The following is a 25545-nucleotide window of genomic DNA, read 5'->3' as shown; positions in this document are numbered from 1 at the left end:
GTCAGACCCGGCGATAGATGATCGGCTGCGCGGCGATGCCGTTGGCCTTGAAGTTGGCCAGTACGAAGCTGCGGAAGGTGGGCCGAAAGATCAGACTAGGCAGGAACGTCCGCCAGTTCGGCCAGCTGGCGTGGTTGACGAGTCCGTAGTCGGCGGGCTCTCCCTCCAGCGGTCGCATCAGCGCCGAGTTCGGCAGCGCGGTCTTGGCCTGGAACCACCCGGCCGTGTACTCCCACACCTTCAACAGGGTCTCGCGGTCGTCGGCGTAGAAGTAGTTGAACAGGTAGCAGTGGTCCTGGCTGTGGTCGACGTCGCCGAGCCGTCCGGCGTTGCCTGCGACGATCTGGTGGGTACGGCGGGCGACCGCGCGCAGCGCCTCGGCGAGTTCCTTGTAGGCGGGGCTGTCGCGCAGCGCCAGAGCGTCCTCCACGGACGCGGTGCGGATCAGCACGACGACGTCATAGCGAGCCGGCTGGATGCCCCTGGCGTTCAGCAGCTCGTCGCCCTCTCCGGGCGTGCGCAGGACGGCGCGGAACACGTTCGTCTCGCGCGCCTCGATGCCGGCCGCCAGGGCCTTGAGGTGGGCGGCGAGCCGGACGGGGGCGGAGGCGAAGTAACCGCGCCAGGTGCCGACCTCGCCGGCCAGCATGAGAAAACCGTCGCCGGTCGGGGGCAGCAGGCGGGCCTTGACGGCCAGGTGGTCATTGATCAGTTTCATGGCGCTGACGCTAGACAGTGACGCCGGGGGATCGCCTCCGTCAGATGACTGATGTGCCCCGGGCGTCCATCAGTCACATGACAGAGGCGACCGCTATCGCACTCTTCCTAGGGTTCAGCCATGATCAAACGACCTGAGCCCTATTCGGCGGCCGTCATGGCGATTCTGGCCGTCGCCTTCTGCGCCTGGGCACTACTCACCCTCCCCATCCAGGGAGCCATGGTCCTCGTGGTGGCCAGCGTACTGGGCTGGAGCGGCTGGATGACCTTCAGCTACACCCGCCCGGTGAAATCACGGAAGGTGATCGCCGTCTACCTGTGCGCGGTGGGTTTCCAGCTCATCCACATGGCCGAGGAGTACACCGGCGGCTTCCCGCACGAGATCGTCGAGCTGTTCGATTCACCGCGTGACTGGCCGGAGAAGGAGTTCCTGCTCGTATTCGTCTTCGGTTTCGGTGCGCTCTACTTCTTTGCCGGTGCCGGCGCGCTGTACCGCATCCGTGTGGCCAACTTCTTCCTGTGGTGGTACGCCCTGGGCGCGGGGCTGCTCAACGGGATCGCCCATTTCGTCTTCCCGATCATCAAGGGCGGCTACTTCCCCGGGTTGTACACCGCCGGCGGCCACTTCGTCATGAGCGGGTTGCTGATCTACTTCCTCATCAAGGAGAACCGCCTTCTCAAGGCTGAGGAGGCGGAGCGCTTCCCAGTCGCCGTGTGAGCCAGATCACTCGCCTTGGCCGTCACGGTGTCCGGCGCCCGCCCGTCTAGACGCATGAACGCTTCTCCGACCAGGCCGAAGGATCACCATGGTTCCCCTTACCGACAACACTCCTCAGACCACCGTCGCCCGACCGGTGCGCAAGCGGCGCTGGCCCCGCTGGGTCGCGGCAGCGATGGCGCTGCTGGTGGCCGTGATGCTGTTCGGCGCTTACGGCTGGCAGCCCGCCGAAGACGGCCGCGCCTTCCGCTCGCCGTACTTGGCCCAGGTCGGCTCCCGCTACACCGACACCCCGATCGCCCGCTTCCACTACGTCCAGGCCGGATCCGGCACGCCCGTGATCCTGCTCTCTCCCGGCGGCACCTCCGTCATCGGCTGGAAGGACCAGCTCGACGTGCTTGCCCGCGACCACACTGTCTACGTAGTCGACCTTCCCGGCCAGGGCTACACACAACTCAACGAATCCGGCTTCGCCTTCGACCTCGATGCCATGGTCACTGCCGTCAGCGCGTTCATGGACAGCCTCGGAATACGGCAAGCCGCTCTGGCGGGCAACTCCTGGAGTGGCGGCTGGGCCCTGGCCTTCGCCCAGCGCCACCCCGATCGCGTCACCAAGCTCGCCTTGCTCGACGCCACCGGACTGGACCTGCCGGGCACCCTCATGTGGGAGTCCCTGAAGATTCCCGTCGTCGGCGAGCTGGCCGTCAAGCTGTCCACCGGCAAGTCCACCGTCCGCAGCCTGGCTGAGGGCATGATGGTCAACAAGGGCCGCGTCACCGAGCGACTGCTCGACGAGTGGTGGGCGCCGATGACCTTCCATGACAACATCCGAGCCACGTACCTGCTCGAACGCCGCCTGGACTGGGCGCAGACCGAGTCCGCCCTTCCTGCCACGAAGACCCCGACCCTGGTGTTGTGGGGCAAGCAGGACACCATCCAGCCCGTCGAGCGCGCCCACCGTTTCGCCGAGCTGCTCCCGAACGAGCAGCTCGTGATCCTCGACGGCTGTGGCCACGCTCCCCAACTGGACTGCCCGGACCCGGTCAACCGCCACCTTCAGGCTTTCTTCGGTGCTCAGCCCCTACCTAACCAGCCGGCGGGGGCCCCGCACGACTTCAGCAGCCATGACTGATTCGGCCGGAATCACCGGCCCGTACGGTCGCGATCAGCAGTCCGATCATGAGAGGAACGCCATGCAGACCATCGCATTGGAACCTGTCGGGACAGTCGCCGGCGGGCGCGTCGAGGCGCTCGACGACGACTGGAGCGCCGAACAGGCGGTGATCCGCCTCGACGGAACCCGTTTCGGGCCGGAATCCCTCGCCGGTCTGGACGCCTTCTCGCACCTGGAGGTGGTCTTCCAGTTCCACCTTGTTGAGCCCGCCTCGATCAACACCTCCGCCCGCCACCCCCGAGGAAACCCGGACTGGCCCAAGGTCGGCATCTTCGCCCAGCGAGGCAGGAACCGCCCGAACCTGCTGGGCGTCTCCCGCTGCCGGCTGCTCGCCGTCGACGGTCTGGACATCCACGTCCGCGGCCTCGACGCCATCGACAGCAGTCCCGTCCTGGACGTCAAGCCCTACATGGCCGAGTTCGGACCGCAGGGCGAGACGGTGCAACCGGAGTGGGCGACCGAGCTCATGCGCTCTTACTACTGACCTGGAGGAACCCTCATGTCGAAGACAGTGCTCGTCACCGGCGCCTCAACCGGAATCGGCCGCGCCACAGCGCTGCTGCTCGCCCGCGAGGGCTTCACCGTCCACGCCGGCGTCCGCAAGGATGCCGACGGCGACGCGCTCGGCCCGACCGTCACCCCGATCAAGCTGGATGTCACGGATCCGAGCCAGATCGCCGAAGCCGCCGAGCGTCTGGGCCGGCTGGATGCCCTGGTCAACAACGCCGGGATCGGCGTCACCGGCCCCCTGGAGTTCGTCCCCCTCGACGCGCTGCGCCGGCAGTACGAGGTCAACGTCTTCGGCCAGGTGGCCGTCACCCAGGCCATGCTGCCGAAGCTGCGCGCCTCGCGCGGGCGCGTCGTCACCGTCGGCTCGGTGGGCAGCTGGATCACGCTTCCCTTCGGCGGCCCGCTCTGCTCCTCCAAGCACGCCATCCGCTCCCTCAACGACGCCCTGCGCATGGAGCTCATGCCGTACGGCGTGGCGGCCGTCCTCATCGAACCCGGCTCCATCCACACCGACGCCGTCGACAAGCTCGAAGACGAGGTCGAACCCCGCCTGGCCTCCCTCGGCCCCGAAGGCCGCCGCCTGTACGGCACCGCGTACAAGACCATGGTCACCAGCGGGCTCAGGGAGGAACGCTCCGGCTCCAGCCCCGATGTGGTCGCACGCGCCGTCCTGCACGCCCTGACCGCGCGCAAGCCCCGCTCGCGCTACCCGGTCGGCAAGAAGTCGCGGCTGATGAGCACTCTCGGCCGCATCGTCCCCCAATACACCCTCGACCGCCTGCGCCTGCGTGCGCTCGGCCTGTCCTGAACGGAGCCCCGCGATGACCCAGCTCGCCGGAGCCGATGCCCTCACCGCCCTCGACCCCGTCTTCGCCCAGCTCGCCGTCGGCGCGGGCCACAATCTGTGGGGCCTGACCCACCTGACCATGCGTGAGAAGGCTTTCATCTGCCTGACCGCCGACCTGTGCCACCCGCACCTGGACGTGCCCCTGGCCATGCACGTGCAGATGGCCCTCGGCAACGGCGTGGACGCTGAATCGATCAGGGAGCTCTACCGTCACTTGGCCCCCTACGTCGGCTACCCCATCCTCGTCACCGCCTTCCAGCGGCTGACCGAACTCGGCCTGCCCGCCGCCCAGGACACCGACCCGATCAAGCCGGTGCCGCTGGCCGGGCCCCTGATCCGTGCCGTCCATGACCTGGAGGAAGTGGACCCCGGACTCGCCGCCTTCACCGAGGACCAACTGGCCCAGCGGTGGGCCCGCCCGCATCTCAGCATCCGCGAGCGGGCGATCGCCTGCCTGACCGTGGACGTCATCTACCAGACGCTGGGCCCATCGCTGCGGCTGCATGCGGAGCTGGCCCGGTCAGCCGGTGCCACCGACGAGACGTTCCGCGACTTGATCCGCGGCTTGGCCGAATTCGGGCTCTGCCGCGCCTGGGCCGCCGCGGATGCCCTGCTCCCTCAGCAGTGCTCGGGCTGAAGGGCTGGGCCACCGGGCGCGGCGGGGCCGATGTCGTGCAAACGGTCTCCGTCTGAGGTACGTGCGTCTCCCAGCGGGCCGACAGGCGTTGAGCTGGCACGTCAGGGATCGTCGGCGTCACCGCTGCGGAGCCGGTCACGAAAAGAGCGGCGGAGACGTTCGTCCGTTCAACCACAGAGCCGTCCCGCGAGGCCGACCCGCGGGCAACAGTCAGAGCGGCCCGAACCGGCTGCGGGACGGCGGCCAGCCCGCCCGATCTTTCCTGCCCGCTTGGACGGATCAGCGGCTGCCGCTCCCTCCCCCGCGGCAGTTCTCTGCTTCTGATGCATAACCGTGCCTATGCTGCGTTTGCGACCTCCCCCTCCGGGCGCCGGGAGGCTCGGGAATGGCCCCGTCGGGGCCGGGCGTGCTGGGAAACGGGATACGGCGATCGTTCGATACGGCTTCCGCTGTGACCGGCGGGCACTTATCGTCATGTTCCGGATACAGCGACGGACGGGGCCGTCCTGCTGAGCAAGCGGCGGGAAGGAAGGCACGGTGCCCGACCCTGGCCCCCTGGCCGCACGCGACCCCGAGCAGGTCGGCCCCTACCGGCTGAGCGCAGTGCTGGGCGAAGGCGGTCAAGGCACGGTCTACCTCGCCCAAGCACCCGCGGGGCGGAAGGTGGCCGTCAAGGTGCTGCATGCCCGGATGGCGGCCGACCCCGCAAGCCGGGAACGATTCCTGCGCGAGGCGGACCTGGCCCGTCAGGTGGCGGTGTTTTGCACCGCACGCATCCTGGACATGGGCATCACCGACGACGACCGCCCTTACCTGGTCAGTGAGTACATCCCCGGTCCATCGCTGCACGCTCTGGTCGTCGAGGACGGACCTCGCGCTGAAGGCGGTCTGGAGCGGCTGGCCATCACCACGCTGACCGCACTGGAGGCGATCCACCGCGCCGGCATCGTGCACCGCGACTTCAAGCCCAGCAATGTGATCATGGGCCCGGAGGGGCCGGTGGTCATCGACTTCGGTATCGCCCGCCTGCTGGAGCAGACCACCACCCGATCCGGGCCGGTGGGCACCCCGGCCTATCTGGCACCCGAACAACTCCATGGTCACTCGGCCGGCACAGCCTCGGACGTGTTCAGCTGGGCAGCCGCCATGGTGTACGCGGCCACCGGGCACCTGGCCTTCCCCGGCCCCAGCACCGCAGCGGTGATCGGTGCCATCGTGACCCGCGAGCCGGACCTGTCCGGCGTCCCCGACCGGCACAACCCGCTGCTGACCGCGTGCCTGGCCAAAGACCCCGCCGAACGACCTGCCGTCCCCGACCTGCTGGCCGCCTTCACCCATGACCGGGCCCTTCCCGGCCGAGGCCGCAACCGGCCCGCCGCCGATACGGCGCAGCCGACCGAAAGCCGCTCATCGCCTGATGTCCTGGTCGCGGCCTCGCCCAGAGACCACGCGGGGAAAGGTGATCCCCCTGCGGGGCAGGCGCGCCCCCAAGCGGCCCCAACCGATGCGCCACCAGCGCCACCGGCCGTGCTGTCGTTCATGCCCCGGCCTGTCATGCCTGAGGCCGATCCCGGCACCGGAGAGGCCGGCCGGGCGCCGAGGCAGCATCCGGCGCCGACGGCGGACGCGTCACCGCACGATGTCTCTCGCACCAGCGCTCACGCCATCACGACCACCCCCGCCCGGGAGAGATCAGATCACCCTCCGATGCCACCGTCGGCACCCGCTGATCCCCCAAGCCGCCGTACCACTCGGCGCCTGAGGCTGGCCGCGCTCGCAGCCGCTGTGTCCGTCGCGATTGCCATCCTTGTGTGGCTGCGAAATCCGCTCACCGGAGAGAACCGCACCCCATCGTCCGCGCCCACTACGTCACCGGCTTCCACCGCGGTGGTCGGCCCCTTCGGCGCCCCGATCGGGGAACCCTTCACCGGCCACGAGGGCGCGGTCAGGGCGGTGGCGGTGGCGCAGTTGGACGGCCGCCCGGTGGTGGTCTCCGGCGGCGACGACGACAGCCGCAACGACGACGGTGCGGTGTGGGTGTGGGATCTGGCCACCGGAAAGCCGGTCGGCAAACCCTTCACCGGCCACATCGATGGAGTCCGGGCGGTGGCGGTGGCGCAGTTGGACGGGCGCCCGGTGGTAATCTCCGGCGGCCGCGATGACACGGTGCGGGTGTGGGATCTGGCCACCCGAAAGCCGGTCGGCAAACCCTTCACCGGCCACAAGAACGCAGTCTGGGCCGTGGCGCTGACGCAGTTGGACGGCCGTCCGGTGGTGGTCTCCGGTAGTGAGGACCGTACGATGCGGGTGTGGGACCTGGCCACCCGAAAGCCGATCGGCAAGCCCCTCGCCATCGACGATGGAGATGCCGGGGCGGTGTATGCGGTGGCGGTGGCGCAGTCGGACGGCCGCCCCGTGGCGATCTCCGGCAACGACCTCGGCACGGTGCGGGTGTGGGACCTCGCCACCGGAGAGGCGATCAGGGACCCCTTCGCCGGCCATGAGGACTCTGTCTGGGCGGTGGCGGCGGCGCAGTTGGACGGCCGCCCGGTGGTGATCTCCGGCGGCGACGACTACTACGCCGACGTCCAACGCGACGCTACGGTGGGGGTGCGGGACCTGGCCACCGGAAAGCCGATCGGCAAACCCTTCACCGGCCACAAGCGGGGGGTCAGAGCGGTGGCGGCGGCACAGCTGGGCGGCCGCCCGGTGGTGGTCTCCGGCGGCGACGACGACAGCCACAGCGACAACGACGGTGCGGTACGGGTGTGGGACCTGGCCACCGGAAAGCCGATCGGCAAACCCTTCACCATCGACGATGAGGATGCCGGGGCGGTGTATGCGGTGGCGGTGGCGCAGTTGGACGGCCGCCCCGTGGCGGTCTCCGGCAACGACCTCGGCACGGTGCGGGTGTGGAGCCTGGCCCCGCCCTACCCTTCGCCCGGCCCGTAACAGCTGACCGCGTTCAGAACACGGTGATGGACATGCCCGCACAAAGGCCAGCCTTCAGCGCGGCCTCGGCTTGAAAACGTGGCGCGGCTGCGTGAGCGGGCCGCAGACCACGAAGGTGCTGAACAGCTGGCTCAGGCGGCCGCGAAATCAGGTGACGCCTCCGCTCTGCATGATCTTGCGTGGCTTCGGGAGCAGCACGGGGATTGCGATGGGGCCGAACGCCTGGCCTGGGCGGCCGCCGACGCCGGAGACACCTCTGTGCTGCGTTACGGTGCTCGCGGGCCCCACAAACCTCCCGCCGGCCCGACCCGGCCCCAGATGATCTAGGTCTTGTTCGGAGTTCAGATCTTCAGCAGAGCCGATCGCGGTGGGAGGAGCGGACGAGCCCGGCGGCGGGCTCGTTGCCGATGGCCTGTTTGAAGTCGGGGCATTCGACGATCGACTCATGATCGCAGATGGCGGCGTGCCGGAGACTGTCGCGCAGCCGGGTGAGCCGGCCGATCTGCTCATCGAGGGCGCAGGCCCTGGCGGCCATGCGGACACGCAGGTCCGGATCGCCGGATCGGGCCACCAGGAACCGGCCGATCTCCGCAACCGAGAATCCGGCATCCCGCGCGCACGTGATCAGTTCCAAGCGTTCCAGCACGTCCGGGTGATAGGTGCGGCGGAGCCCGTTGCGTCCCGCAGAGACGATCAGTCCTTTCTTCTCGTAGAAGCGCAGCGCCGAAGGCGCCAACCCGGACCGCCGCGCCACCTCGGCGATATCCAGCGAGCCTTCGTTCATCGACGCCCCTTGACTTGAACCGCGCTTCAAGTCGCAGTCTAGACGCCATGAAGATCCATCATCTGAACTGCGGGTCCGTCCGGACGATCGAGGCCACCTACGACGGTCCGCAGCCCGCACCCGCGGTGAACCACTGCCTGCTCATCGAAACCGACGCCGACGGCCTGGTACTGGTCGAGACCGGACTCGGCCTCGGCGATATCCGTGACCCGGGCGGCACGCTCGGTGCCGACTGGGCCGAGATGGCCCAACCCGCCCTGGATGAGGAGGAGGCGGCCGTCCGCCAGATCGCCCGGCTCGGCCACGCGCCGTCCGAGGTGCGCCACATCATCGTGACCCATCTGGACGTGGACCACTGCGGCGGCCTTCCCGACTTCCCCGGCGCACGGGTCCATGTGCTGGCCGCCGAACTCGAGGCGGCACTGGCCCAGGCACCCAGCTTCCGCTACCGGCCCGCCCACTGGGCTCACGGCCCCGACTGGGTCACCTACCCTGCCGCGCCGGGGGAGGAATGGTTCGGCTTCACCGCGGTGCAGCCGAAAGGGCTGCCGCCGGAGATCAAGCTGATCCCGCTCGGCGGGCACACCGCCGGCCATACCGGAGTCGCCGTGCGCGACGGCGACCGGTGGCTCCTGCACTGCGGCGACGCCTACTACTACCACCGCGAGATCGAGGCGTCGAAGGAGCCGCACCCGTTGATGGACCTCGTCCAGACCGGCTCGGAGGTCCATCGCGACCTGCGACTCGGCACCCAGGCGCGGCTGCGCGAGTTGGTGCGCGACCACCAGGGCGAGGTCGAGGTGTTCTGCGCGCACGACCCGTGGGAACTGGCCCGCTACCGCTGAAAGCTCGGTAGGCACGACAGCAGGCGCCTTACCGGCGCGGGCCGAGCGGTGGATGGTCTCCTCCGTCGCCCTGGACGCCGGAGGCGGATCGGTGATCCGCGAGGTGATCCGCCGGCTCCCGGACGGCCGCCGCCGCGACCAACCAGCGGCCGGCCCCGGCAGGCGGCAGGCTCGCCCTGGAGTGCCTGGCGCGCACCCGCTCCGAGCGCGGTCGTCATGTACACGACGGTGCGCCCGGATTCCAGCAGTTCGGCGCGCGCCCGGCCGAGCAGCCGGACCGCCCTGTCCGCGGGCGGCTGGGTTCCTGCGGTCCACAACGCGCCGACGCCCCGCGCGGGGTAACGCGCCGTGGTCTGGGTGGACGTGCTCTTCTTGGTCACCACGTGGGGCGGGCCGGGTACGACTCGAGGGGCGCGTGGCGAGCTCGTCGGACGCCCACCGCAGCCACCGCAGGTGGAGCGGGTTCCGGATGCGCCACCGGCCGCCGGATCGCGCCTGCCGGTGGCCTACGGGCGGCGGTGGTGGGCGACGGGCATCAACGCCATCGGTGACGGCGCGTTCGCCGCGGCGGTCCCGCTGCTGGCCGCGACGGTCACACGCGATCCACGCCTGCCCATGATGGTCGCTGGCGCCAGCCGGGCTGTCCAGGAGGGCGCCGTCAATCAGGCCCGGGGCCAGGGATTCGGAGAGCATGATCCAGTTGGTGCGGTCGGTCCGGCCGGTCGGCGCGAGAAGGCGTTCGTCGCCGGTCTGCTCGTGCAGGCGGGCGAAGGCGTCGACGAACCGGTACTCCCGCATCCGCTTGGAGACGCGGGTCTTGGGGATGGAGGGCGGATCGGCCAGCGGGTCCTCGAACCAGGACGCGACGTTGAACGGAAGCATCCGTGAGGCGTCCGCCGGCAGCCCGGCCTCGGGCGCGAAGTTGAAGTCGGCGGCCGCGTAAAGCGGCGGGCTCGTAGATTCTCACGGCAGGTGGCGCGTGAACACGAACCTGATTATGCCGACTACGGCGGTGTGACGTTCGGGTTCATGTTGCGCGCCCGGCCAGCTGGCGGGGTCCCGGCGGTGGTCGGGTCTGATGTGCGGTGTCGCGCCGGCGACCGTGTCAGCACGGCGACGGTCCGGTGTCAGCGCGGTCGGTGATGGTGGATGCCATGAGGTGTTCGGCGATTGCGGCATTCGCGGGAGCGCTCGTGGTCGCCGGTACTCCCGCCGCGGCTGCGGAGGCGAAGCCGGCGGTCGAAATCTTCGGTGGGTTGACGCAGCTCGTCTCCTCCCCTGCGCGGGCGGCGGCGGGCTCGCCCACGAGCAGTGATCAAGTCGCCCGCGTCCATGCGCTTTCGGTCCCGGGTCACGCTTCAACTATTCGGTGTTGCTAGGTACCGGTAGTCAGTGTTACTCTGTACTGGTAGTCAGTAGCATTGAGTAGATGAAGGAGGGCGTTTCCATGGGCAAGCAGGCGACGGAGATGCTCAAAGGGACGCTGGAGGGCATCGTCCTGGCGATCCTGTCCAGCCGGCCCGCGTACGGCTACGAGATCACGGCGTGGCTGCGGGGTCAGGGCTTCTCCGACATCGCCGAGGGCACCATCTACGCGCTGCTGGTCCGGGTCGAGCAGCGCGGCCTGGTCGATGTGGAGAAGGTTCCGTCCGAGAAGGGGCCGCCGCGCAAGGTGTACTCCCTCAACACTCAGGGCCGGGAGTACCTCGAAGAGTTCTGGAGGACCTGGAGCTTCCTCGCAGAACGGCTCGAACAGCTCCGCGAAGGAGGTAAATAGCCATGGCCACAGGATCGAACGAGCCGAAGAACCGCTACCTGCGATACCTGGAGGTGGTCACCGGGTCGCTCGAGGAGAAGAAGCGCTGGTGGCAGTACAAGGCGCGCGTCAAGCAGCTTCCTGAGAACTACCGCACGGCTGCCGAGGCGCTGGAGCGCTACCTGATGCACTTCGGGCCGGCGGACGGCGCGGGTGCGATGGCGATGTACGAGGACCTCGCCGACCTGCTCGAACGGAGCGCGGCGGACGGAACCCCGATCCGCGACCTCTTCGGCGACGACCCCATCGAGTTCGTCGAGGCGTTCATGGCCAACTACCCCCTCGGCCAGTACCGGGCCCGTGAACGCAACCGTTTCACCAGCGCCGTCGCCCGCGCCGCCGGCGACGACACCCCACCACAAGACAGGACCAAGTGATGACGACACAGCAAGCCCCGGCGATCCAGGTGCAGGGCCTGGAGAAGTCGTACAAGGAACTGCACGTACTGCGCGGTGTGGACTTCGACGTGGCCCGGGGCAGCATCTTCGCCCTGCTCGGCTCCAACGGCGCGGGCAAGACCACGGTCGTGAAGATCCTGTCCACGCTGCTCAAGGCCGACGCGGGCACCGCCCGCGTGAACGGCTTCGACGTCGCCACGCAGGCCGCGGACGTGCGCGAGTCCATCAGCCTCACCGGACAGTTCGCCGCGGTGGATGAGATCCTCAGCGGACGGGAGAACCTGGTGCTGGTCGCCCGGCTGCGGCACCTCAGGAATCCAGGCAAGATCGCCGATGACCTGCTGGAGCGTTTCTCGCTGACGGAGGCGGGCGCGCGGAAGGTGGCGACGTATTCGGGCGGTATGCGCCGCCGCCTCGACATCGCGATGAGCCTGATCGGCGATCCGCCGGTCATCTTCCTCGACGAGCCGACGACCGGGCTCGACCCCCAGGCGCGCATCGAGGTCTGGCAGGCCGTCAGGGAACTCGCCGACCGGGGCACGACGGTGCTGCTCACCACGCAGTACCTGGACGAGGCCGAACACCTCGCCGACCGGATCGCGATCCTGCACGAGGGCCGGATCATCGTCAACGGCACCCTGGCAGAGCTCAAACAGCTGCTGCCGCCCGCCAAGATCGAATACGTCGAAAAGCAGCCGACCCTGGAGGACGTCTTCCTCACCCTCGTCGGCACGAAGGCATAGGGAACAACGATGAGCAAGCATTTCTTCGGCGACACCACCGTCCTGCTGGGACGATCCCTGCGCCACATCACCCGCAGCCCGGACACCATCATCACGACCGCGATCATGCCGATCGCCATGATGCTGATGTTCGTCTACGTGTTCGGCGGCGCGATCAACACAGGAGCGGACTCGTATGTGGACTACATGCTGCCCGGCATCCTGCTCATCACGGTCGCCTCTGGCATCGCCTACACCGCCTACCGGCTGTTCATGGACATGAAGGGCGGCATCTTCGAGCGCTTCCAGTCGATGCCGACCGCGCGGTCGTCGGTGCTGTGGGCGCACGTGCTGACCTCACTGGTCGCCAATGTGATCTCGCTCGGGGTCGTGATGGGCGTGGCCCTGCTGATGGGCTTCCGCTCAGCGGCGGGAGTGCTGGCGTGGCTGTCGGTGGCGGGCATCCTGATCCTGTTCACCCTGGCACTGACCTGGATCGCCGTCATCCCCGGCCTGTCGGCCACGACCGTGGAAGGCGCGAGCGCGTTCTCCTACCCGCTCATCTTCCTGCCCTTCCTCAGCTCGGCCTTCGTGCCCACCGCCACCATGCCCGGCCCGGTGCGCGCCTTCGCCGAACACCAGCCGGTGACCTCCATCGTCAACGCCATCCGCGCCCTGTTCACCCAGCAGCCGGTCGGCACCGACATCTGGATCGCCCTGGCCTGGTGTGTCGGCATCCTCGTCGTCGCCTACGCCTTCGCCATGAGGACCTACCGCCGCAAGATCTCCTAGATCGGCCGCGTGCCTGCACATCGAAAGGAACGGTCATGAACGATTCTGTCCACACCCTCACAGCGATGCCGACGGCGCGTCAGCCCGGCTGTCCCTTCGACCCGCCAGCAGAGTTGATCGAGGCCCGTGAGCACGGCCCGATCAGTCGCTTCCCCTTCCCCAGCGGTCACCAGGGCTGGCTGGTCACCGGCTACGACCTGGTCCGCTCGGTCCTGGCCGACCCGCGATTCAGCTCGCGCAAGGAACTCATGCGCCACCACCCGCTGATCGACTACGGTGAGATCGAGGTCCCCCCGGCGTCGCCCGGCGAGTTCCTTCTCATGGACGAGCCGCAGCACAGCCGCTACCGCAAACCGCTGGTCGGCAAGTTCACCGCACGGCGGATGCGACTGCTCACCGAACGCATCGAGCAGATCACCGCCGACCACCTGGACGCCATGGAGAAGGCCGGACCGCCGGTGGACCTGGTGACCGCATTCGCCAAGCCCATCCCCACTCTCGTGATCTGCGAGCTGCTGGGCGTGCCGTATGCGGACCGGGGCTTCTTCCAGGAGAACATCGACAAGTTCCTCGGCGGAGAGGTCAGCGACGAGGAGCTGATCGCGGCCTACGCCGCGACCCAGCGCTACCTCGCCGAGCTGGTGGCCGCCAAGCGCGCCGATCCCACCGACGACGTGCTCAGCGACCTACTCGACAGCGACCTGACCGACGAGGAACTGCAGGGGATGGCCCTGATCCTGCTGGCGGCCGGGTTCGACACCACCGCGAACATGCTGGCGCTCGGCACCTTCGCGCTGCTGCGCAACCCGGACCAACTGGCCGCACTGCGCGCCGAACCTGCGCTCGCCGACCAGGCCGTCGAAGAGCTGCTGCGGTATCTGAGCGTCGCCAAGCAGTTCCATAGGGTCGCGCTGGAGGACGTCGAACTGGGCGGCCACACCATCACGGCCGGTATGACGGTCATCCTGTCGTACAACACCGCCAACCGCGACCCCGAGCGCTTCCCCGACCCCCACGTGCTCGACCTGCGCAGGCGGGACGGCGGCCACCTGGCCTTCGGCCACGGTATCCACCAGTGCCTGGGCCAGCAGCTCGCCCGCGTCGAACTGCGGGTCGCGCTCCCCGCGCTCCTCAACCGCTTCCCCGCGCTGCGCCTGGCCGTACCGGCCGAAGAGGTTGCCCTGCGCCCGGAGATCGCCGACATCTACGGGGTCAAGAGCCTCCCGGTCACCTGGGACATGTGACCACGAGCCGGTGACGGGCACTCCGTTCCGCGAGTCGACACCCCTAGAAGGATCGTTTTCGCCGATAGTTGTGGCGGGCGGCGGTGATCTCGCTGGAGCGGCCGGGCTTGGCGGCGGAAACCCGTGACAGGCCGCCCTTGCGGTGGGTGATGGCCAGCACCAGCAGCCCGTGCGCCTGCCGTACCAGATCCGTCAGGTCGCCGGGGCGAGCATGGCGCGGGCGGCCCGCTCGGCCTCGGGGGGTGCGGTGGCGATGACCGCGTCCAGGGTGGTGCGGGCGCTCTCCAGTTCGTGGATGGCGGCCTCGATGCGGGCGCGTTCGCGGTGGAGGTCGAGCAGGAGTTCGGGGCAGTCGGCGATGAGAGCATCGCCGTCCTTGCCCATGCAGGGCAGCAGGTCAGCGATGGTGGTCGTGGACAGTCCGGCGGCGAGCAGGTTGCGGATGTGGCGGACGGTTGCGACGTCCGATTCGGCGTACTCGCGGTAGCCGCTGGGTTCGCGCTCGGGGTGGAGGAGGCCCTGCTCCTCGTAGTAACGCAGGAGGCGCCGGTTGACCCCAGTGCGGCGCTCAAGTTCCCCGATGCGCATGTTTCCTCCGGCGTGCGGCTTGACTATCACATCAATGTGACAGTTTAGCTTGGCCGCATGACATCGCCATCTAAACGAGAAGTCGCAGGTCGGCGACCGGATGTCGCTGGGGTGCGACAGTGGGCCGGGCTCGCGATGCTGGCCCTGCCCACATTGCTGTTGGCCATGGACGTCACAGTGCTTTATCTCGCAGTGCCGCGTTTGGCGGCCGATCTACGACCCAGCGGCGAGCAGATGTTGTGGATCACCGACGTCTACGGGTTCATGATCGCCGGATTCCTCGTGACGATGGGGACGCTGGGCGATCGGATCGGGCGACGCAGGCTGCTGATGTGGGGAGCGGGGGCGTTCGGCATGGCATCGGTGGCCGCTGCGCACGCTCCCAGCGCGGAGGCGCTGATCGCCGCCCGGGCGCTGCTCGGGATTGCGGGGGCGACGCTGATGCCCTCCACGTTGGCGCTGATCAGCAACATGTTCCGGGACGCACGCCAGCGGGGGACCGCCATCGGCATCTGGGCGGCGAGCATGTCCGGCGGAGTCGCCCTGGGGCCGGTGGTCGGCGGGGCGTTGCTGGAATCGTTCGGGTGGGGGGCGGCGTTCCTGATCGCCGTGCCGGTGATGGCGCTGCTGCTGGTGGGCGGGCCGCTGCTGCTCCCGGAGTTCCGCGACACCACCGCAGGTCGGCCCGACCTGGTCAGCGTCGTGCTTTCCCTGGTCGCCATGCTGACGATCGTGTACGGCGTCAAGCTGCTGTCCCACGGGGGCGACCCGGTCCTGAGCGGCGGGATCGTTCTGGCCGGTCTGGCCGCCGGAGTGGTGTTCTGGCGGCGGCAGCGCGGGCTCGCCGACCCGGTGCTTGACGTGACGCTCTTCCGGAATCGCGCTCTCACCGGCGCCCTGCTCGTCCTGCTTCTGGGCCTGGCCGCCACCGCCGGAACCTACCTGTTCGTCACGCGGTTCCTCCAGGGAGTCGAGGGCCTGTCCCCCCTTACGGCGGGCCTGTGGCTGGTGCCCTCGTCGGTCGCCATGATCCTCACCTCCCTGGCCGCCCCCATCCTGGTACGGCGGCTGCGTGAGCGGGTCGTGGTCGCCTGGTCTCTGGCGGTATCGGCGGCCGGCTTCCTCCTTCTGGCCCTGCTCGACCAGGCAGCCGGGCTCCCCCTCCTGATCGCCGGCATCGTCGTCGTCTACGTCGGCCAGGGCCCGGTCATGGCGCTGGGCACCGACCTCGTTGTCGGCTCCGCCCCGCCCGAGAAGGCCGGATCCGCTGCGGCCATGTCCGAAACGAGCACCGAACTCGGCCTGGCCCTGGGCGTGGCCGTCCTGGGCAGCGTCGGAGCCGCCGTCTACCGTCAGGCCGTGCCTGCCGCGCTTCCCGCCGGCCTCCCGTCGGAGGCGGCCTCCGCCGCCCGCGACTCGATCGAGGCCGCGGTCACCGCCGTCGCACATCTTCCGCCCGCCCAGGCGGAAACCGTACTCGCCTCCGCCCGGGAGGCGTTCACTGCAGGCCTCAACCTCGTCGCCGGGATCGGCGCGGTCGCCGCCCTGGCCCTGGCCGTACTCGCCTTGGCGGCCCTCCGCAGACAGCCACCGGTCGCCGAACCCGCACCCGCCGAGACGGCGGAGGTTCTCGGCCAGGCCTGAGACCGGCCGCGGTTGGGGAGGCGGACCCTGCCCACCTCCCCAACTGAGTCTGCGGCATCGCCGGCATCATCTCCACCCTCGCTGACCCGGCCCTCCTCCAGCTCCACCTACTGGCCCTTGGCCCATGGCCCCATCTGGGTGGCCGAACCCCGGTAGGTCCACACCGGCGACCTAGGTTCTGGCCCCCATTTCGACATATGGGCCAGAACCGCGCCCTGGCCCGCGGCCGCCGCCTGGGGAGTCGGTGGACGCCGTGGACCAGCGACTGAGTGAATGTGGATTTCTTGGACGCCCATGGTGGCGTTCCGGGCCTTTCGGGAGGAGTCGTCGAAGGCCTCAAACAGAGGTGGAGCCCCGGTAGAAGAGCTCTCACCAAAGGGCGAGCCCATCGACGTCTGGTACGCGGGCAAGGCTCACCAGCACGCCGGCAACCTGCAAGCGCTGTCGACACCGGATGGGCTGCCCTTGTGGATCGCCGAGGTCGAACCCGGTTCTGGCCATGATCTGACGGCTGCCCGTGCGAACGTCCTGGGCGCGCTGTACGCCGCTGCCGCCCGCGGCTTGCCCCCCTCGCCGACAGCGGCTACGACGGCGCTGGCATCGGCATCCACACGCCGATCAAACAACTCTCCGACCATCAGATCCTCAGCCCGGACAACCGCACCTACAACCGGCTTCTACGGGCCCTGCGCTGTCTCGGCGAACGCGGATTTCCCCTGCTCAAAGACCTCTGGCGAACTCTCCAGCGCGTCACTCCCAGCCCTGGCGGAATCGGCGACATCGCCCGCGCCGCGCTTGACCTCACTCATTTTGAGCACAACCATCTACCGGCCATTCGCTGAAATCACCTCAGTGAGTGTGTAGTCGAGCTGCCCGGCCAGACGAGGGACACTCGTCGCGGGCAGGTAGGCATGAAGTTGCCCCGGTTCGGTAGACACATCAGGGCTTGCGGCTACGCGGCAGCATAACCGTCTTGGTGGACGTTCTTGAGTGCCTGTCGGCGCTTGTACTCGGCCGGGCTGAGCTGACCGTTGGCCGAATGACGGCGCCGAGGGTTGTAGAACCCCTCGATGTAGGCGAACACCGCCCGCTCGGCCTCCGACCGGGCCTGGCTGGGCGACATCGTGCTGGATCCGATCCACGACCCGCAGCGGCCGCCAGCTGACTGTCAGCCGTACGATCCCGGCTGCTCGTGCATGGAAGAGCTGCTGGATGTCACGGTGCTCGGCCAGCGCCCCTCGGCGGCGGGGCCGGGACTCATCGACCTCGAGCTACGCGGGCATCTGCGCATCCTGCCGGAAGACGGCTGGCCCCCGGCGCAGCCACCGGCCGCCCAAGCCTTCACGCTGACCGACCGTGACGGCCAAGCCCTGGGTACCTGTCGACGCACCCTCGGTCTTCCGGGAACGCCCGCGCCCACCGGTGCAATCGAGGGCTTCTACTGCGCCCTGGGCGAGGCGATCAACGGTCCCGGCGGCTACTTCGGCTGGAACCTCGCCGCGCTCGATGACTGCCTGCGCGGCCGGTGGGGCGCCCGGCCGCCGTTCCGGCTCATCCGGCGCCACGCCGAGGGGGCCCGCCGCCACCTCGTGCCGGGCTATGACCGCCCCGCCTACACCCCGCGGACCTGGGGCCCGGCGATCGACCTGCAATATCTGCTCGCCGTCTTCACCGAGAGCAGCATCGACATCGACCTGCGGTAATGCCCGCTTAACGCACCCCAGAAACCCGGCATATCGGGCACACATCTGGGGGTGTCGGGGTTTGAGCAGCAACCGAACGGCCAGTGACGATAAGGAGTCCGGCGGGCCCGGCTTAGCGTCACTGGCCGTTCGGATCCGGGTGGTCGTCGGATCGGCTTATGAGTCTTTTGGCGGCTGCGAGGGTCTTGTGGACGACGCCGACGGAGACCTTGACGCCGATGGCGTGGTCCTACCGGATCACGGCGGGCGGGACCGCACGGAATGGAAGATCCGGCGTGAGGAACCGGCATGGGGGCGAACGCGTTGAGCGGGCAGGAGGTGATCATCGTGCCTGTCACTCGACCAGTCACCGAGGGGACCCGGAGATTTGGCTGGCTCTCCGCAATCGCTCTGCTCGGCAGTGGGGTCGTTCTCGTCCTCTTCCTGTTCGAAGGGCTCTGGCAATGGATCGTGTCCCGCGTCCTGTCCCGGCTCCTATCTCCGATCCTGTCCTGGATCCGGCTTGGGATGCGGTGGCTGGCCGAGACCTGTTTCGGCCCGCCGATCCGCCGGTCGGACGGATCAGTGATGGCCGAGGGATGGTTCGAGCAGCTTCCGTCCCCCTCCAGCCCCGCTCCCCCCGACGCCGGAGTGTCACACCGGGGATTCCTGACCGTGTCGGAGGAGCAGGTCGTATTCTCAATCGACAGGGAGTGCGGGACGAACCGTCGTACGGTGCCGCTGACAGGAGCGGAGGTCACGCTCCCCGGACGCGGGAACGAGGATTCGCCGGTGGACGTCCTAGTGGTCACCCCCGATGACAGACGCTACCGGTTAACCTTCCACCGCAGGCACCGGGAGGTGGCGGACCTGGTAAGACCGGCCGGTTCGGCAGATCCCGGCGTCCGTGTGAACGGAGGCGGAGGTGCACGGTCATGACGCGACGGCGGAGACGGGCGGGGGCGTGCGGGAGTGGCGCATCCGACTGTGGGTGCGCCTGTTCGGGCTCTGGTCCCGTTGTCGTTCCTGTCTTTCTGGCTCATCGTTCCGTCCTGGATCCACCCGGACTGGGAGCAGGGGATTCCCTCGGACCAGTGGGCATGGTGGGCGGTCCTGTGCTCGGCCGTACTCGTGTTGATGTGGACGGCCTTCCACCTCAGCCAGGGTGCGGGGAGCGCCGTCGGGCCACCTGGCCGATCGCGGCGAGGCCTTCGCCGGCCAGGTGGCCGGGCTGGTCCCGTGGACCAAGCGCCCGCACGGCCAGGTGCCCACCGCCCGTCTGCGGGCCCTGGCCACGCGCGTCGAGGCCGACCTCGACGGGCTGGTGCGCACCGAACTCCGCAACGAGGAACTGACCGAGGCCGCCCGTACCGGGCGCGGCCCGATGGCCACCGCCCTGCAGGCCCAACGTACCGACCTGGAGAAGGCCGCAGCCGCCGAGCAGGCCCTGCCCGCCGCCCGGCGGACCGCCCGGCAGGCCGATGAGTACGTCGCCGACTGGGAGGCCGAGGTCCGCGGCCATCCTGACCGAGGCTCGCCGCCAGCTGCAGGCTGTGCGCGCCGAACTCGCCCTGCGCCAGGCGCCGCCGGGCACCGAGGCCAAAGCGGAGAAGGCTCAGCGCGCCGCCCAGCCGCCGCCTGCGGTCGGCTCCCCCGCATCCGTCCGCAGCCCGCGCCGCAACCCGCCCAAGTCGGACCGGGGCCGGGGGCGATCGCCGGACCGGTCGCCTCCTGCGTCGGCGCCGGTCCACCGGGAACGAGGGCCAGGACGCCGAAAGGGGATCCCGACCTGTCTACTGGCAACGCTGTGACCTGCATGCTTTAAGCCAGCTAGCTAGCAGTAAGGGGCGTATCCGGCTGTCAGGCCGGACCTGGGAGAACCGTCACGACTCCGGGGGCAGGACTCTGTCCAGCCCGGCCCGCCAGACCACTCCCGGCGGGGTGATCGGTGCGGCCAGGCGCTCGTAGTGGGCCGGCAGCTCCGGATCGATCAGCGGCCCGGGATGTGCGGCCCGCCAGGCGCGCAGCGCGGCGATCGGTTCGGCTGAGGTGTGCCAGCACGCCGCCTGCACCCGCGTCGCCAGCTCCACCGGGATGCGCACGGCGATCTTCTCGCTCCATCCGGCCTGTCGCTGCTGGTGTCCCTGCCGACCATGCTGGTCGCCTTCGCCCGCTACAGCCGCGACGGCAGCTTCGCCGTCCTGGGCGCCAACCTGCGCTTCATCGCGGTCATGACCGCAGGGTCGATCACCGGCATGCTGCTGGGCGGCTTGCTGCTCGGCCTCATCCCCGGCCTGGTCCTTATCCCCCTCCTTGCCGTCATTCTGCTGATCTCCGCGGTCAAGCTGGCCCGCCATGCTCCTCCAGGCGTCTGAGTACGGACCCGTCGGATGCCCGGTGAGCCATCCATCGCCCTCCTCGGAACGGCCTCATTGACATCAACCGGGCGCGCACCATCTCTGCTCTGGCCGCTGGGTGCCTGCCATGGTGCGTGGCCGCGCTCGTGTCCGGGACCGTACCCGGCAACTGTGGGGAACCGGCTGCTGTGAGGGGTAGGTGTTCTTGCTGGGGATCCGTCACACTCATCAGGCCGGGAGGTTTTACCCGGGGACGAACGCACCGCGGGAGGGTGACTTCTCGTGGATGGCAGGAGGCGGTATGCAGATTCCCGAGTCGGTGACGTGCCGCTCGTGCTCCCGGGTGGTACTGGCGGGTGATGCGGTCGCCTACACCCCGATCCGGGGCCGGTTGATCGTCGAGCGCGGGTACTGCCTGTGCCCGACGAAACAGGCGCCTGCCCCTGCGGGCGAGCGGCAGGCGGGCCCGCACGACGTTCTCGGCCCGCCGGACCCGGACCAGACCGCTGCCCTGCGGGCGGTGAGCCTGGCCGCTGCCCCGGCTGCCGAGCGGGTACAGCCGACCGCAGCGCGGTGATCTCCCCTGCGGTACCGCGGGCCGGCGGGCCAGTCTCTGTCGCTCCCCGCAGGTCGTCGGTCACTCCACACCCCCATCGATCACTATAAGTAATCAATGGGATGCGAAAACGACAGGTTGAGGATGGGCGGCCGCGTCGGGTTGAATAAGCGAGCCCACCAGTCTGGGACCCTTGTGGGTACAGAGCCTGGCCTCCGCCGTGAGCCACAGGCACGGCTCACAGCAAGAAGGCCCCAACCGGTCGATGATCCGGCGGGGACCTTCTGCTGCATGTGCGCCTGTCACGGCGGGGTGGCTTCCGCCCAGGTGAGCTTCCTGGATTGAGCCCCTCTATGATATCGGGGTGTAGACACAGGGAAGCCCCCTGCGCGTGTACGAGCCGTCAGAATTCTTCTGATAGGCCTCAACGCAGAACTTGCTGCCGTTGGCGTAGTTACGGCCGATGTCCTTGGAGTGGATAAGCGAGTAAGGGTTGCTCTTGTCGGGAGTGTTATAGGCGAATCCGGGACCCCAGATACGGAAGTGGCCGTAGAAGCTAAGCACCGCCCAAAAGTTCGTATAGGCCTGGATCTTGTCCACGCGGCCACCGCTCCCTATGATCTTTACGCAGGCCCAGCCGTTGCAGCCACTGTTTTCTGCGGCGTAGGCCGTCGCGGGGGCGTTCTTCTGAGCCGCATTCTCCTTGGCGACCGCCGCCGAGGTCCCGGTGAGCGCGAGTCCTCCGGCCAGCGTGGCCACGGTCGCGAGTGTGGACAGTTTCCGCCAGGTACGCATCTTAGTTCTCATTTCCCTTCTGCCGCCTCAGTGCGGCACTGCCCCTTGCCGTTTGTGCAGGCAAGGTTGCAATGGATGTTTTTATCTCTCTTCGTCGAGCTCGCTTCACCTCCGCGGTAGGGAAGTAAATGAGCGAGCGGAATTGACCTCCGTTCCTCCGTTCCCTGTTGCCGAGTCCGCCGATGCACGATGACGGATGGGTCACCACAACCGGGTCGTCACCCCGGGCGCTGCTTCACACCTAGGCAATCTCGCCTGCGACGACTGCGCGACTCGCGCTTTCGCTGCGGTGGCCTTCCTTCGTGTGGTTCTCTTTGGGATTTGCTTACTAAAGGGTGCACGCCACGGCCGGGAGGTGTCTTTCACATGCGTGCACAGTTCTTTAGTCTGCGTGCACTGTCGCGCATTGGCGGCGGAACTGGCGTGGTGACAGGCCGTAGGCGCTGCGGAAGGCCTGGCTGAAATGCGCGGGGCTGGTGAACCCCCACCGGGCCGCGATCGAGCTGATGGTGTGGGCGGCCAGCCGGGGGTCGGCCAGGTCGCGTCGGCACCGCTGCAGGCGGCGTTGGCGGATCCAGCCGGCGACGGTGTGCCCGTCGTCGTGGAAGAGCCGGTGCAGGTAGCGCAGTGAGATGTGATGCGCTGCGGCGATCGCGTCCGGGCTCAGGTGCGCATCACCGAGGTTGGTCAGGATGAAGGCGTGGACTTCCGCCGCCAGCGCCCGCCGCCGGCGGTGCGGCGGCACCGCGCTGTGGGCGTCCAGCGCGCCGGCCAGCGCCGCAGTCAGCACGTCCAACGTGATGGCCCGCCTGGCCGTCGCCGGGGTCGCCTTGGCCGTGGTCGCGCTCAGCGGCCTGGCGGTGTGGTCGGCGGTGCTGTCCCAGCGCCAGGCGGACGGGCTGTCGTGCGTCGGCGTGCAGATCACCGGCCAGTTGCAGGCGGTGCAGGCACCGTACGTCATCCGTACCGAGGTCGAGGTACTGCAGGAGGAGTTCACCGACGCCAGTCTGATCCGGCTCCGCGACGCTCAGCGCCGGCTGCCCGACGGGCTGCGACGCATGGCCGTCGGCGAGGCCCCCGAGCCGGTATCGGTGGCCGCGCAGGCTCAGCCGCTGGCCGAAAAGCTGGACTCTGCGATCGAGCGCTTTCTGACCGATCCCCGCGACGACATCTTGTGCCGGTGTGACGACGGTGACGACGCCGCCGAGGCACTCATCGAGAACCTGGAGAAGCTGCTCAACGACTCGGGATCCGACCCTGCCCGCCTCCTCGGCGACAAGCTGCATACCGTCGAGGAGACCGCACACCGGGTCGCGGTGGTGGCACCCGGACCGGTCGGGTGTGGATCCTCGGACTCGGTTCGGCGCGTGGAGGCACGGTGGTAGAGCCCGCCAACCGCCGAGATCCCGGGCGCGCTGACGTTCTCCGTCAACAAGCGCCTGGTGGACGACAGGCGGCGTGCGGGACTAGGAGCCGGAGGAGGCCGTCCAGGCGGCGATCTGCGCCCGCGAGTTGAACCCCAATTTGTTCATGATCGCCCGCACGTGGCTGTCCACCGTGTGCTCCGAGATGAACAGCCGCTCGCCGATCTGCCTGTTGCTGAGCCCCTCGGCGACCAGCCGCGCCACCTCCGCCTGCCGCTTGCCGAGCGGCGTCTCGTCCGGCGCCCCGGTGGGTGGCACAGGCTCACCGAGCGCCAGCCCGATCGCGGCGTCCCTGCTCAGACGCCTTCCGGCCGCGTACTCGTCCTCGAACGCCGCCGTCCCCAGCTCCGCCCTGGCCGTCTCCTCGACCCGGGCCAGCAGCGGCGGGAGAAAGGGCAGGACGCTCGCCCCGGCCTCCGCACGCACGGTCTCGGCCGCCCCCATCAGCAGCGCCGCCCGCCGCGCCCGCCCGGAACCGGCCGTGACGCAGCCCAGCGCGTCGAGCAGCACGTACTGCCCCACCCGGTCGTCGATCCGGTACGCGACCCGCAGCGCCTCCGCCAGCAGCGGCTCCGCCTCGTCGAGCGCGCCCGCGATCAACTTGGCGACGCCCAGGTTCAGCAGCATCATGTCCAGGCTGTAGAGGTCACCGGTCTCCCGGCCGAGGCGAACACCCTCCGCCGCCGCCTCCGCGACCGTGTCGAGATCGCCCTCGAAGAGGCCGTTCAGCGCGCGCGACTGCAGGAACATGAGCATGGCCGCGTCATCGTCCAGCCCTTCCACGACGGCACGGGCCCGCTCACCCAGCCGCCTGGCCGCCGCATGATCCCCCGTCATGCTCGCCGCCATCGACGCCAGTGACAGCGACTGCGCCAGCACGGACGGCAGCCCCGCCTCCTCGGCCCCGGCCACCGCCTCGTCCAGCGCGGGGCCGGCGCTCGCCGCGTCCGACTGCAGCACCGCCAGGAAACCGCGCATGAAGGCGGCCCTGGCCCGCTCGGCCGGCCCGGCGCCCTCGCAGGCGAGCAACTCCTCGGCCCACCGGATCCCCTCCTTGAGCGCGCGGGTGATCCAGTAGTAGCCGATGGCGTAGACCAGGTCCATGCCGCGCGCCGCGCCCTCACCGGTCGCGCATCCCCGCAGCACCGCGCGTACGTTGTCGATCTCCAGGTCCATCCAGTCGAGCCAATCGGCCAGCCGCCGCCGAACCTGCGGCGCGGCCCGCAGGCAGCGCGCGGTGTAGTAGTCGGCGAACCGCAGGCCGACCGCCTCCTCCTCGCCGGCCTCGCGCAGCCTGAGCACGGCGTACTCACGCATCGTCTCGTGCAGGCGGTAGCAGGCCAGGTCTCCCGCGTCCTCCTTCATCACCAGCGACTTGTCGACCAGCGACGACAGCGGGTCCAGCGCGGGCGGGCCCTCCTGCGCGCAGACCGCCTCGACGTCCTCCAGCGTGAACCGGCCGGCGAAGACGCACAGCCGCCGCAGCAACGCCTGCTCCGCCGGATCCAGCAGATCGTGGCTCCAGTCGATGGTGGTGCGCAGCGTCTGGTGGCGCGGGAGCGCATGCCCGCCACCGGTGAGCAGCCCGAACCGGTCGTCGAGGCGGTCGAGGATCTGCTCGGCGGACAACACCCGCGTCCGCACGGCCGCCAGCTCGATCGCCAGCGGCAGGCCGTCGAGACGGCGGCACAGACCGGCCACCGCCGCCTGGTTCGCCGCGGTCAGCTCGAACGTGCCCGACGCCGCCGCGGCCCGCTCCGTGAACAGCATGACCGCCTCGTTCTGCCGCAGCTCCGCCAGCGGCGGGCGGGCGGGCGGCGCGGGCAGATCGAGCGGCGGCACGGGCACCACGTGCTCGCCGGGCACCGACAGCGGCTCCCTGCTGGTCGCGATCACCCGTACGCCCGGCGCCGCCCGCATCACCTCCGCAACCAGCCGGGCCGTCGCCGCGAGCAGGTGCTCGCAGTTGTCGACCACCAGCAGCAGCCTCTTGTCCCGCAGGTACGCCGTCAGCACCGCCGGCGGCTCGACCGCGGCCTGGCTCCGCAGGTCCAGGGCTGCCATGACGGCATCGCCAACCAGCGCGGAATCGCGCACCTCGGCCAGCTCCACCAGCCATGCGCCCGCGGGGAACCCGCGTCCGAGATCGCCCGCCGCCCGCAACGCCAGGCGCGTCTTACCGACTCCGCCCGGCCCGACGAGACTGACCAGGCGGGCCTCGGCGAGGCTTCTCCTGACCGCGGCGAGCTCGCGACGGCGGCCGATGAAACTGGTCGCCTCGGCGGGCAGGTTGCCCGGGCGGCGCGGGGGTCTGGCCATGGTGGCTCGGACACTACTCTGCAA

At 69.3% G+C, this 25545-nt stretch carries 27 protein-coding genes and 1 pseudogene; 20 read left to right on the top strand and 8 right to left on the bottom strand.

Annotated elements, in window-relative coordinates; all coding sequences use genetic code 11:
* Position 1: 1 nt before the first annotated feature.
* Complete coding sequence (locus tag HS041_RS27665; RefSeq protein ID WP_196443774.1) at positions 2-718, bottom strand: DUF1330 domain-containing protein; 717 nt, start codon at positions 716-718, stop codon at positions 2-4.
* A gap of 120 nt (positions 719-838) precedes the next feature.
* Between HS041_RS27665 and HS041_RS27660 the strand changes: the two genes are divergently transcribed.
* The 6 genes from HS041_RS27660 to HS041_RS27635 all read left to right on the top strand — a co-directional run bounded on the left by HS041_RS27660 (position 839) and on the right by HS041_RS27635 (position 7555).
* A complete protein-coding gene (locus tag HS041_RS27660; RefSeq protein ID WP_196443773.1) occupies positions 839-1435 on the top strand; it encodes an HXXEE domain-containing protein in 597 nt (198 codons plus the stop codon).
* 88 nt (positions 1436-1523) lie between these two features.
* Complete coding sequence (locus HS041_RS27655) at positions 1524-2567, top strand: alpha/beta fold hydrolase (RefSeq protein WP_196443772.1); 1044 nt, start codon at positions 1524-1526, stop codon at positions 2565-2567.
* Between the two features lie 61 nt (positions 2568-2628).
* Positions 2629-3093, top strand: coding sequence for an SAM-dependent methyltransferase (locus HS041_RS27650; RefSeq protein WP_196443771.1), 465 nt, complete (start codon positions 2629-2631; stop codon positions 3091-3093).
* 15 nt (positions 3094-3108) lie between these two features.
* Positions 3109-3927, top strand: coding sequence for an SDR family oxidoreductase (locus tag HS041_RS27645; RefSeq protein ID WP_196443770.1), 819 nt, complete (start codon positions 3109-3111; stop codon positions 3925-3927).
* Positions 3928-3940: 13 nt separating this feature from the next.
* Entirely contained in the window at positions 3941-4603 is a 663-nt protein-coding gene (locus HS041_RS27640) for a carboxymuconolactone decarboxylase family protein (RefSeq protein ID WP_196443769.1), read from the top strand.
* A 537-nt stretch (positions 4604-5140) separates the two neighbouring features.
* A complete protein-coding gene (locus HS041_RS27635; protein WP_196443768.1) occupies positions 5141-7555 on the top strand; it encodes a WD40 repeat domain-containing serine/threonine protein kinase in 2415 nt (804 codons plus the stop codon).
* Between the two features lie 349 nt (positions 7556-7904).
* On the opposite strand, the gene HS041_RS27630 is transcribed toward HS041_RS27635, so the two are convergent.
* Positions 7905-8369 carry a MerR family transcriptional regulator gene (locus HS041_RS27630; RefSeq protein ID WP_230879821.1) on the bottom strand — a complete coding sequence of 155 codons (465 nt, stop codon included), beginning with the start codon at positions 8367-8369 and terminating at the stop codon, positions 7905-7907.
* A gap of 17 nt (positions 8370-8386) precedes the next feature.
* On the opposite strand from HS041_RS27630, the gene HS041_RS27625 reads away from it, so the two are divergent.
* The 7 genes from HS041_RS27625 to HS041_RS27595 all read left to right on the top strand — a co-directional run bounded on the left by HS041_RS27625 (position 8387) and on the right by HS041_RS27595 (position 14156).
* Entirely contained in the window at positions 8387-9184 is a 798-nt protein-coding gene (locus HS041_RS27625; RefSeq protein ID WP_196443767.1) for an MBL fold metallo-hydrolase, read from the top strand.
* 453 nt (positions 9185-9637) lie between these two features.
* A complete protein-coding gene (locus HS041_RS27620) occupies positions 9638-10072 on the top strand; it encodes a hypothetical protein (protein ID WP_196443766.1) in 435 nt (144 codons plus the stop codon).
* A 559-nt stretch (positions 10073-10631) separates the two neighbouring features.
* Entirely contained in the window at positions 10632-10961 is a 330-nt protein-coding gene (locus HS041_RS27615; RefSeq protein WP_196444346.1) for a PadR family transcriptional regulator, read from the top strand.
* Between the two features lie 2 nt (positions 10962-10963).
* On the top strand, positions 10964-11377 hold the full coding sequence (locus tag HS041_RS27610) for a DUF1048 domain-containing protein (protein ID WP_196443765.1): 414 nt from the start codon (positions 10964-10966) through the stop codon (positions 11375-11377).
* Positions 11377-12141: an ABC transporter ATP-binding protein gene (locus HS041_RS27605; RefSeq protein ID WP_196443764.1), complete on the top strand. Its 765-nt coding sequence runs from the start codon at positions 11377-11379 to the stop codon at positions 12139-12141. The genes HS041_RS27610 and HS041_RS27605 overlap by 1 nt, the downstream gene beginning before the upstream one ends.
* 9 nt (positions 12142-12150) lie before the next feature.
* Entirely contained in the window at positions 12151-12912 is a 762-nt protein-coding gene (locus HS041_RS27600) for an ABC transporter permease (protein ID WP_196443763.1), read from the top strand.
* 35 nt (positions 12913-12947) lie between these two features.
* Entirely contained in the window at positions 12948-14156 is a 1209-nt protein-coding gene (locus HS041_RS27595; protein ID WP_196443762.1) for a cytochrome P450, read from the top strand.
* A 192-nt stretch (positions 14157-14348) separates the two neighbouring features.
* On the opposite strand, the gene HS041_RS27590 is transcribed toward HS041_RS27595, so the two are convergent.
* Entirely contained in the window at positions 14349-14744 is a 396-nt protein-coding gene (locus tag HS041_RS27590) for a MerR family transcriptional regulator (protein ID WP_196443761.1), read from the bottom strand.
* Positions 14745-14801: 57 nt separating this feature from the next.
* Between HS041_RS27590 and HS041_RS27585 the strand changes: the two genes are divergently transcribed.
* Both HS041_RS27585 and HS041_RS27580 read left to right on the top strand, forming a co-directional pair.
* On the top strand, positions 14802-16388 hold the full coding sequence (locus tag HS041_RS27585; protein WP_230879820.1) for an MFS transporter: 1587 nt from the start codon (positions 14802-14804) through the stop codon (positions 16386-16388).
* A 599-nt stretch (positions 16389-16987) separates the two neighbouring features.
* The gene (locus HS041_RS27580) at positions 16988-17230 is read left to right on the top strand and encodes a hypothetical protein (RefSeq protein WP_307845526.1); all 243 of its coding nucleotides are present in this window, start codon (positions 16988-16990) and stop codon (positions 17228-17230) included.
* Positions 17231-17340: 110 nt separating this feature from the next.
* Here HS041_RS27580 and HS041_RS27575 read toward each other — a convergent pair.
* A pseudogene (locus tag HS041_RS27575) lies at positions 17341-17487 on the bottom strand (hypothetical protein); the annotation flags it as partial.
* A 97-nt stretch (positions 17488-17584) separates the two neighbouring features.
* Here HS041_RS27575 and HS041_RS27570 point away from each other — a divergent pair.
* Positions 17585-18091, top strand: coding sequence for a barstar family protein (locus HS041_RS27570; protein ID WP_196443759.1), 507 nt, complete (start codon positions 17585-17587; stop codon positions 18089-18091).
* A gap of 1144 nt (positions 18092-19235) precedes the next feature.
* Positions 19236-19895 carry a hypothetical protein gene (locus tag HS041_RS27565; protein ID WP_196443758.1) on the top strand — a complete coding sequence of 220 codons (660 nt, stop codon included), beginning with the start codon at positions 19236-19238 and terminating at the stop codon, positions 19893-19895.
* A 58-nt stretch (positions 19896-19953) separates the two neighbouring features.
* On the opposite strand, the gene HS041_RS27560 is transcribed toward HS041_RS27565, so the two are convergent.
* A complete protein-coding gene (locus tag HS041_RS27560) occupies positions 19954-20172 on the bottom strand; it encodes a hypothetical protein (RefSeq protein WP_196443757.1) in 219 nt (72 codons plus the stop codon).
* Between the two features lie 36 nt (positions 20173-20208).
* Between HS041_RS27560 and HS041_RS27555 the strand changes: the two genes are divergently transcribed.
* Both HS041_RS27555 and HS041_RS27550 read left to right on the top strand, forming a co-directional pair.
* The gene (locus tag HS041_RS27555; protein WP_196443756.1) at positions 20209-20445 is read left to right on the top strand and encodes a hypothetical protein; all 237 of its coding nucleotides are present in this window, start codon (positions 20209-20211) and stop codon (positions 20443-20445) included.
* Positions 20446-20728: 283 nt separating this feature from the next.
* Complete coding sequence (locus HS041_RS27550) at positions 20729-21004, top strand: hypothetical protein (RefSeq protein WP_196443755.1); 276 nt, start codon at positions 20729-20731, stop codon at positions 21002-21004.
* Positions 21005-21334: 330 nt separating this feature from the next.
* Here HS041_RS27550 and HS041_RS27545 read toward each other — a convergent pair whose 3' ends face one another.
* Both HS041_RS27545 and HS041_RS27540 read right to left on the bottom strand, forming a co-directional pair.
* Positions 21335-21742 (bottom strand): hypothetical protein, encoded by a 408-nt coding sequence (locus tag HS041_RS27545; protein ID WP_196443754.1) that lies wholly within the window; start codon positions 21740-21742, stop codon positions 21335-21337.
* 418 nt (positions 21743-22160) lie between these two features.
* The gene (locus tag HS041_RS27540) at positions 22161-22568 is read right to left on the bottom strand and encodes a helix-turn-helix domain-containing protein (protein WP_196443753.1); all 408 of its coding nucleotides are present in this window, start codon (positions 22566-22568) and stop codon (positions 22161-22163) included.
* A gap of 7 nt (positions 22569-22575) precedes the next feature.
* Here HS041_RS27540 and HS041_RS27535 point away from each other — a divergent pair, with 7 nt between their 5' ends.
* The gene (locus HS041_RS27535; RefSeq protein WP_196443752.1) at positions 22576-23163 is read left to right on the top strand and encodes a hypothetical protein; all 588 of its coding nucleotides are present in this window, start codon (positions 22576-22578) and stop codon (positions 23161-23163) included.
* 81 nt (positions 23164-23244) lie between these two features.
* Here HS041_RS27535 and HS041_RS39495 read toward each other — a convergent pair whose 3' ends face one another.
* Entirely contained in the window at positions 23245-25521 is a 2277-nt protein-coding gene (locus HS041_RS39495; RefSeq protein WP_196443751.1) for an ATP-binding protein, read from the bottom strand.
* Between the last annotated feature and the right edge of the window lie 24 nt (positions 25522-25545).

The sequence above is a fragment of the Planomonospora sp. ID67723 genome (assembly GCF_015711605.1).
In the GTDB taxonomy this organism is placed as follows: Bacteria; Actinomycetota; Actinomycetes; order Streptosporangiales; family Streptosporangiaceae; genus Planomonospora_A.
Note: the sequence above shows the minus strand (reverse complement) of the source record. Positions and strands in the feature narration are given on the sequence as shown.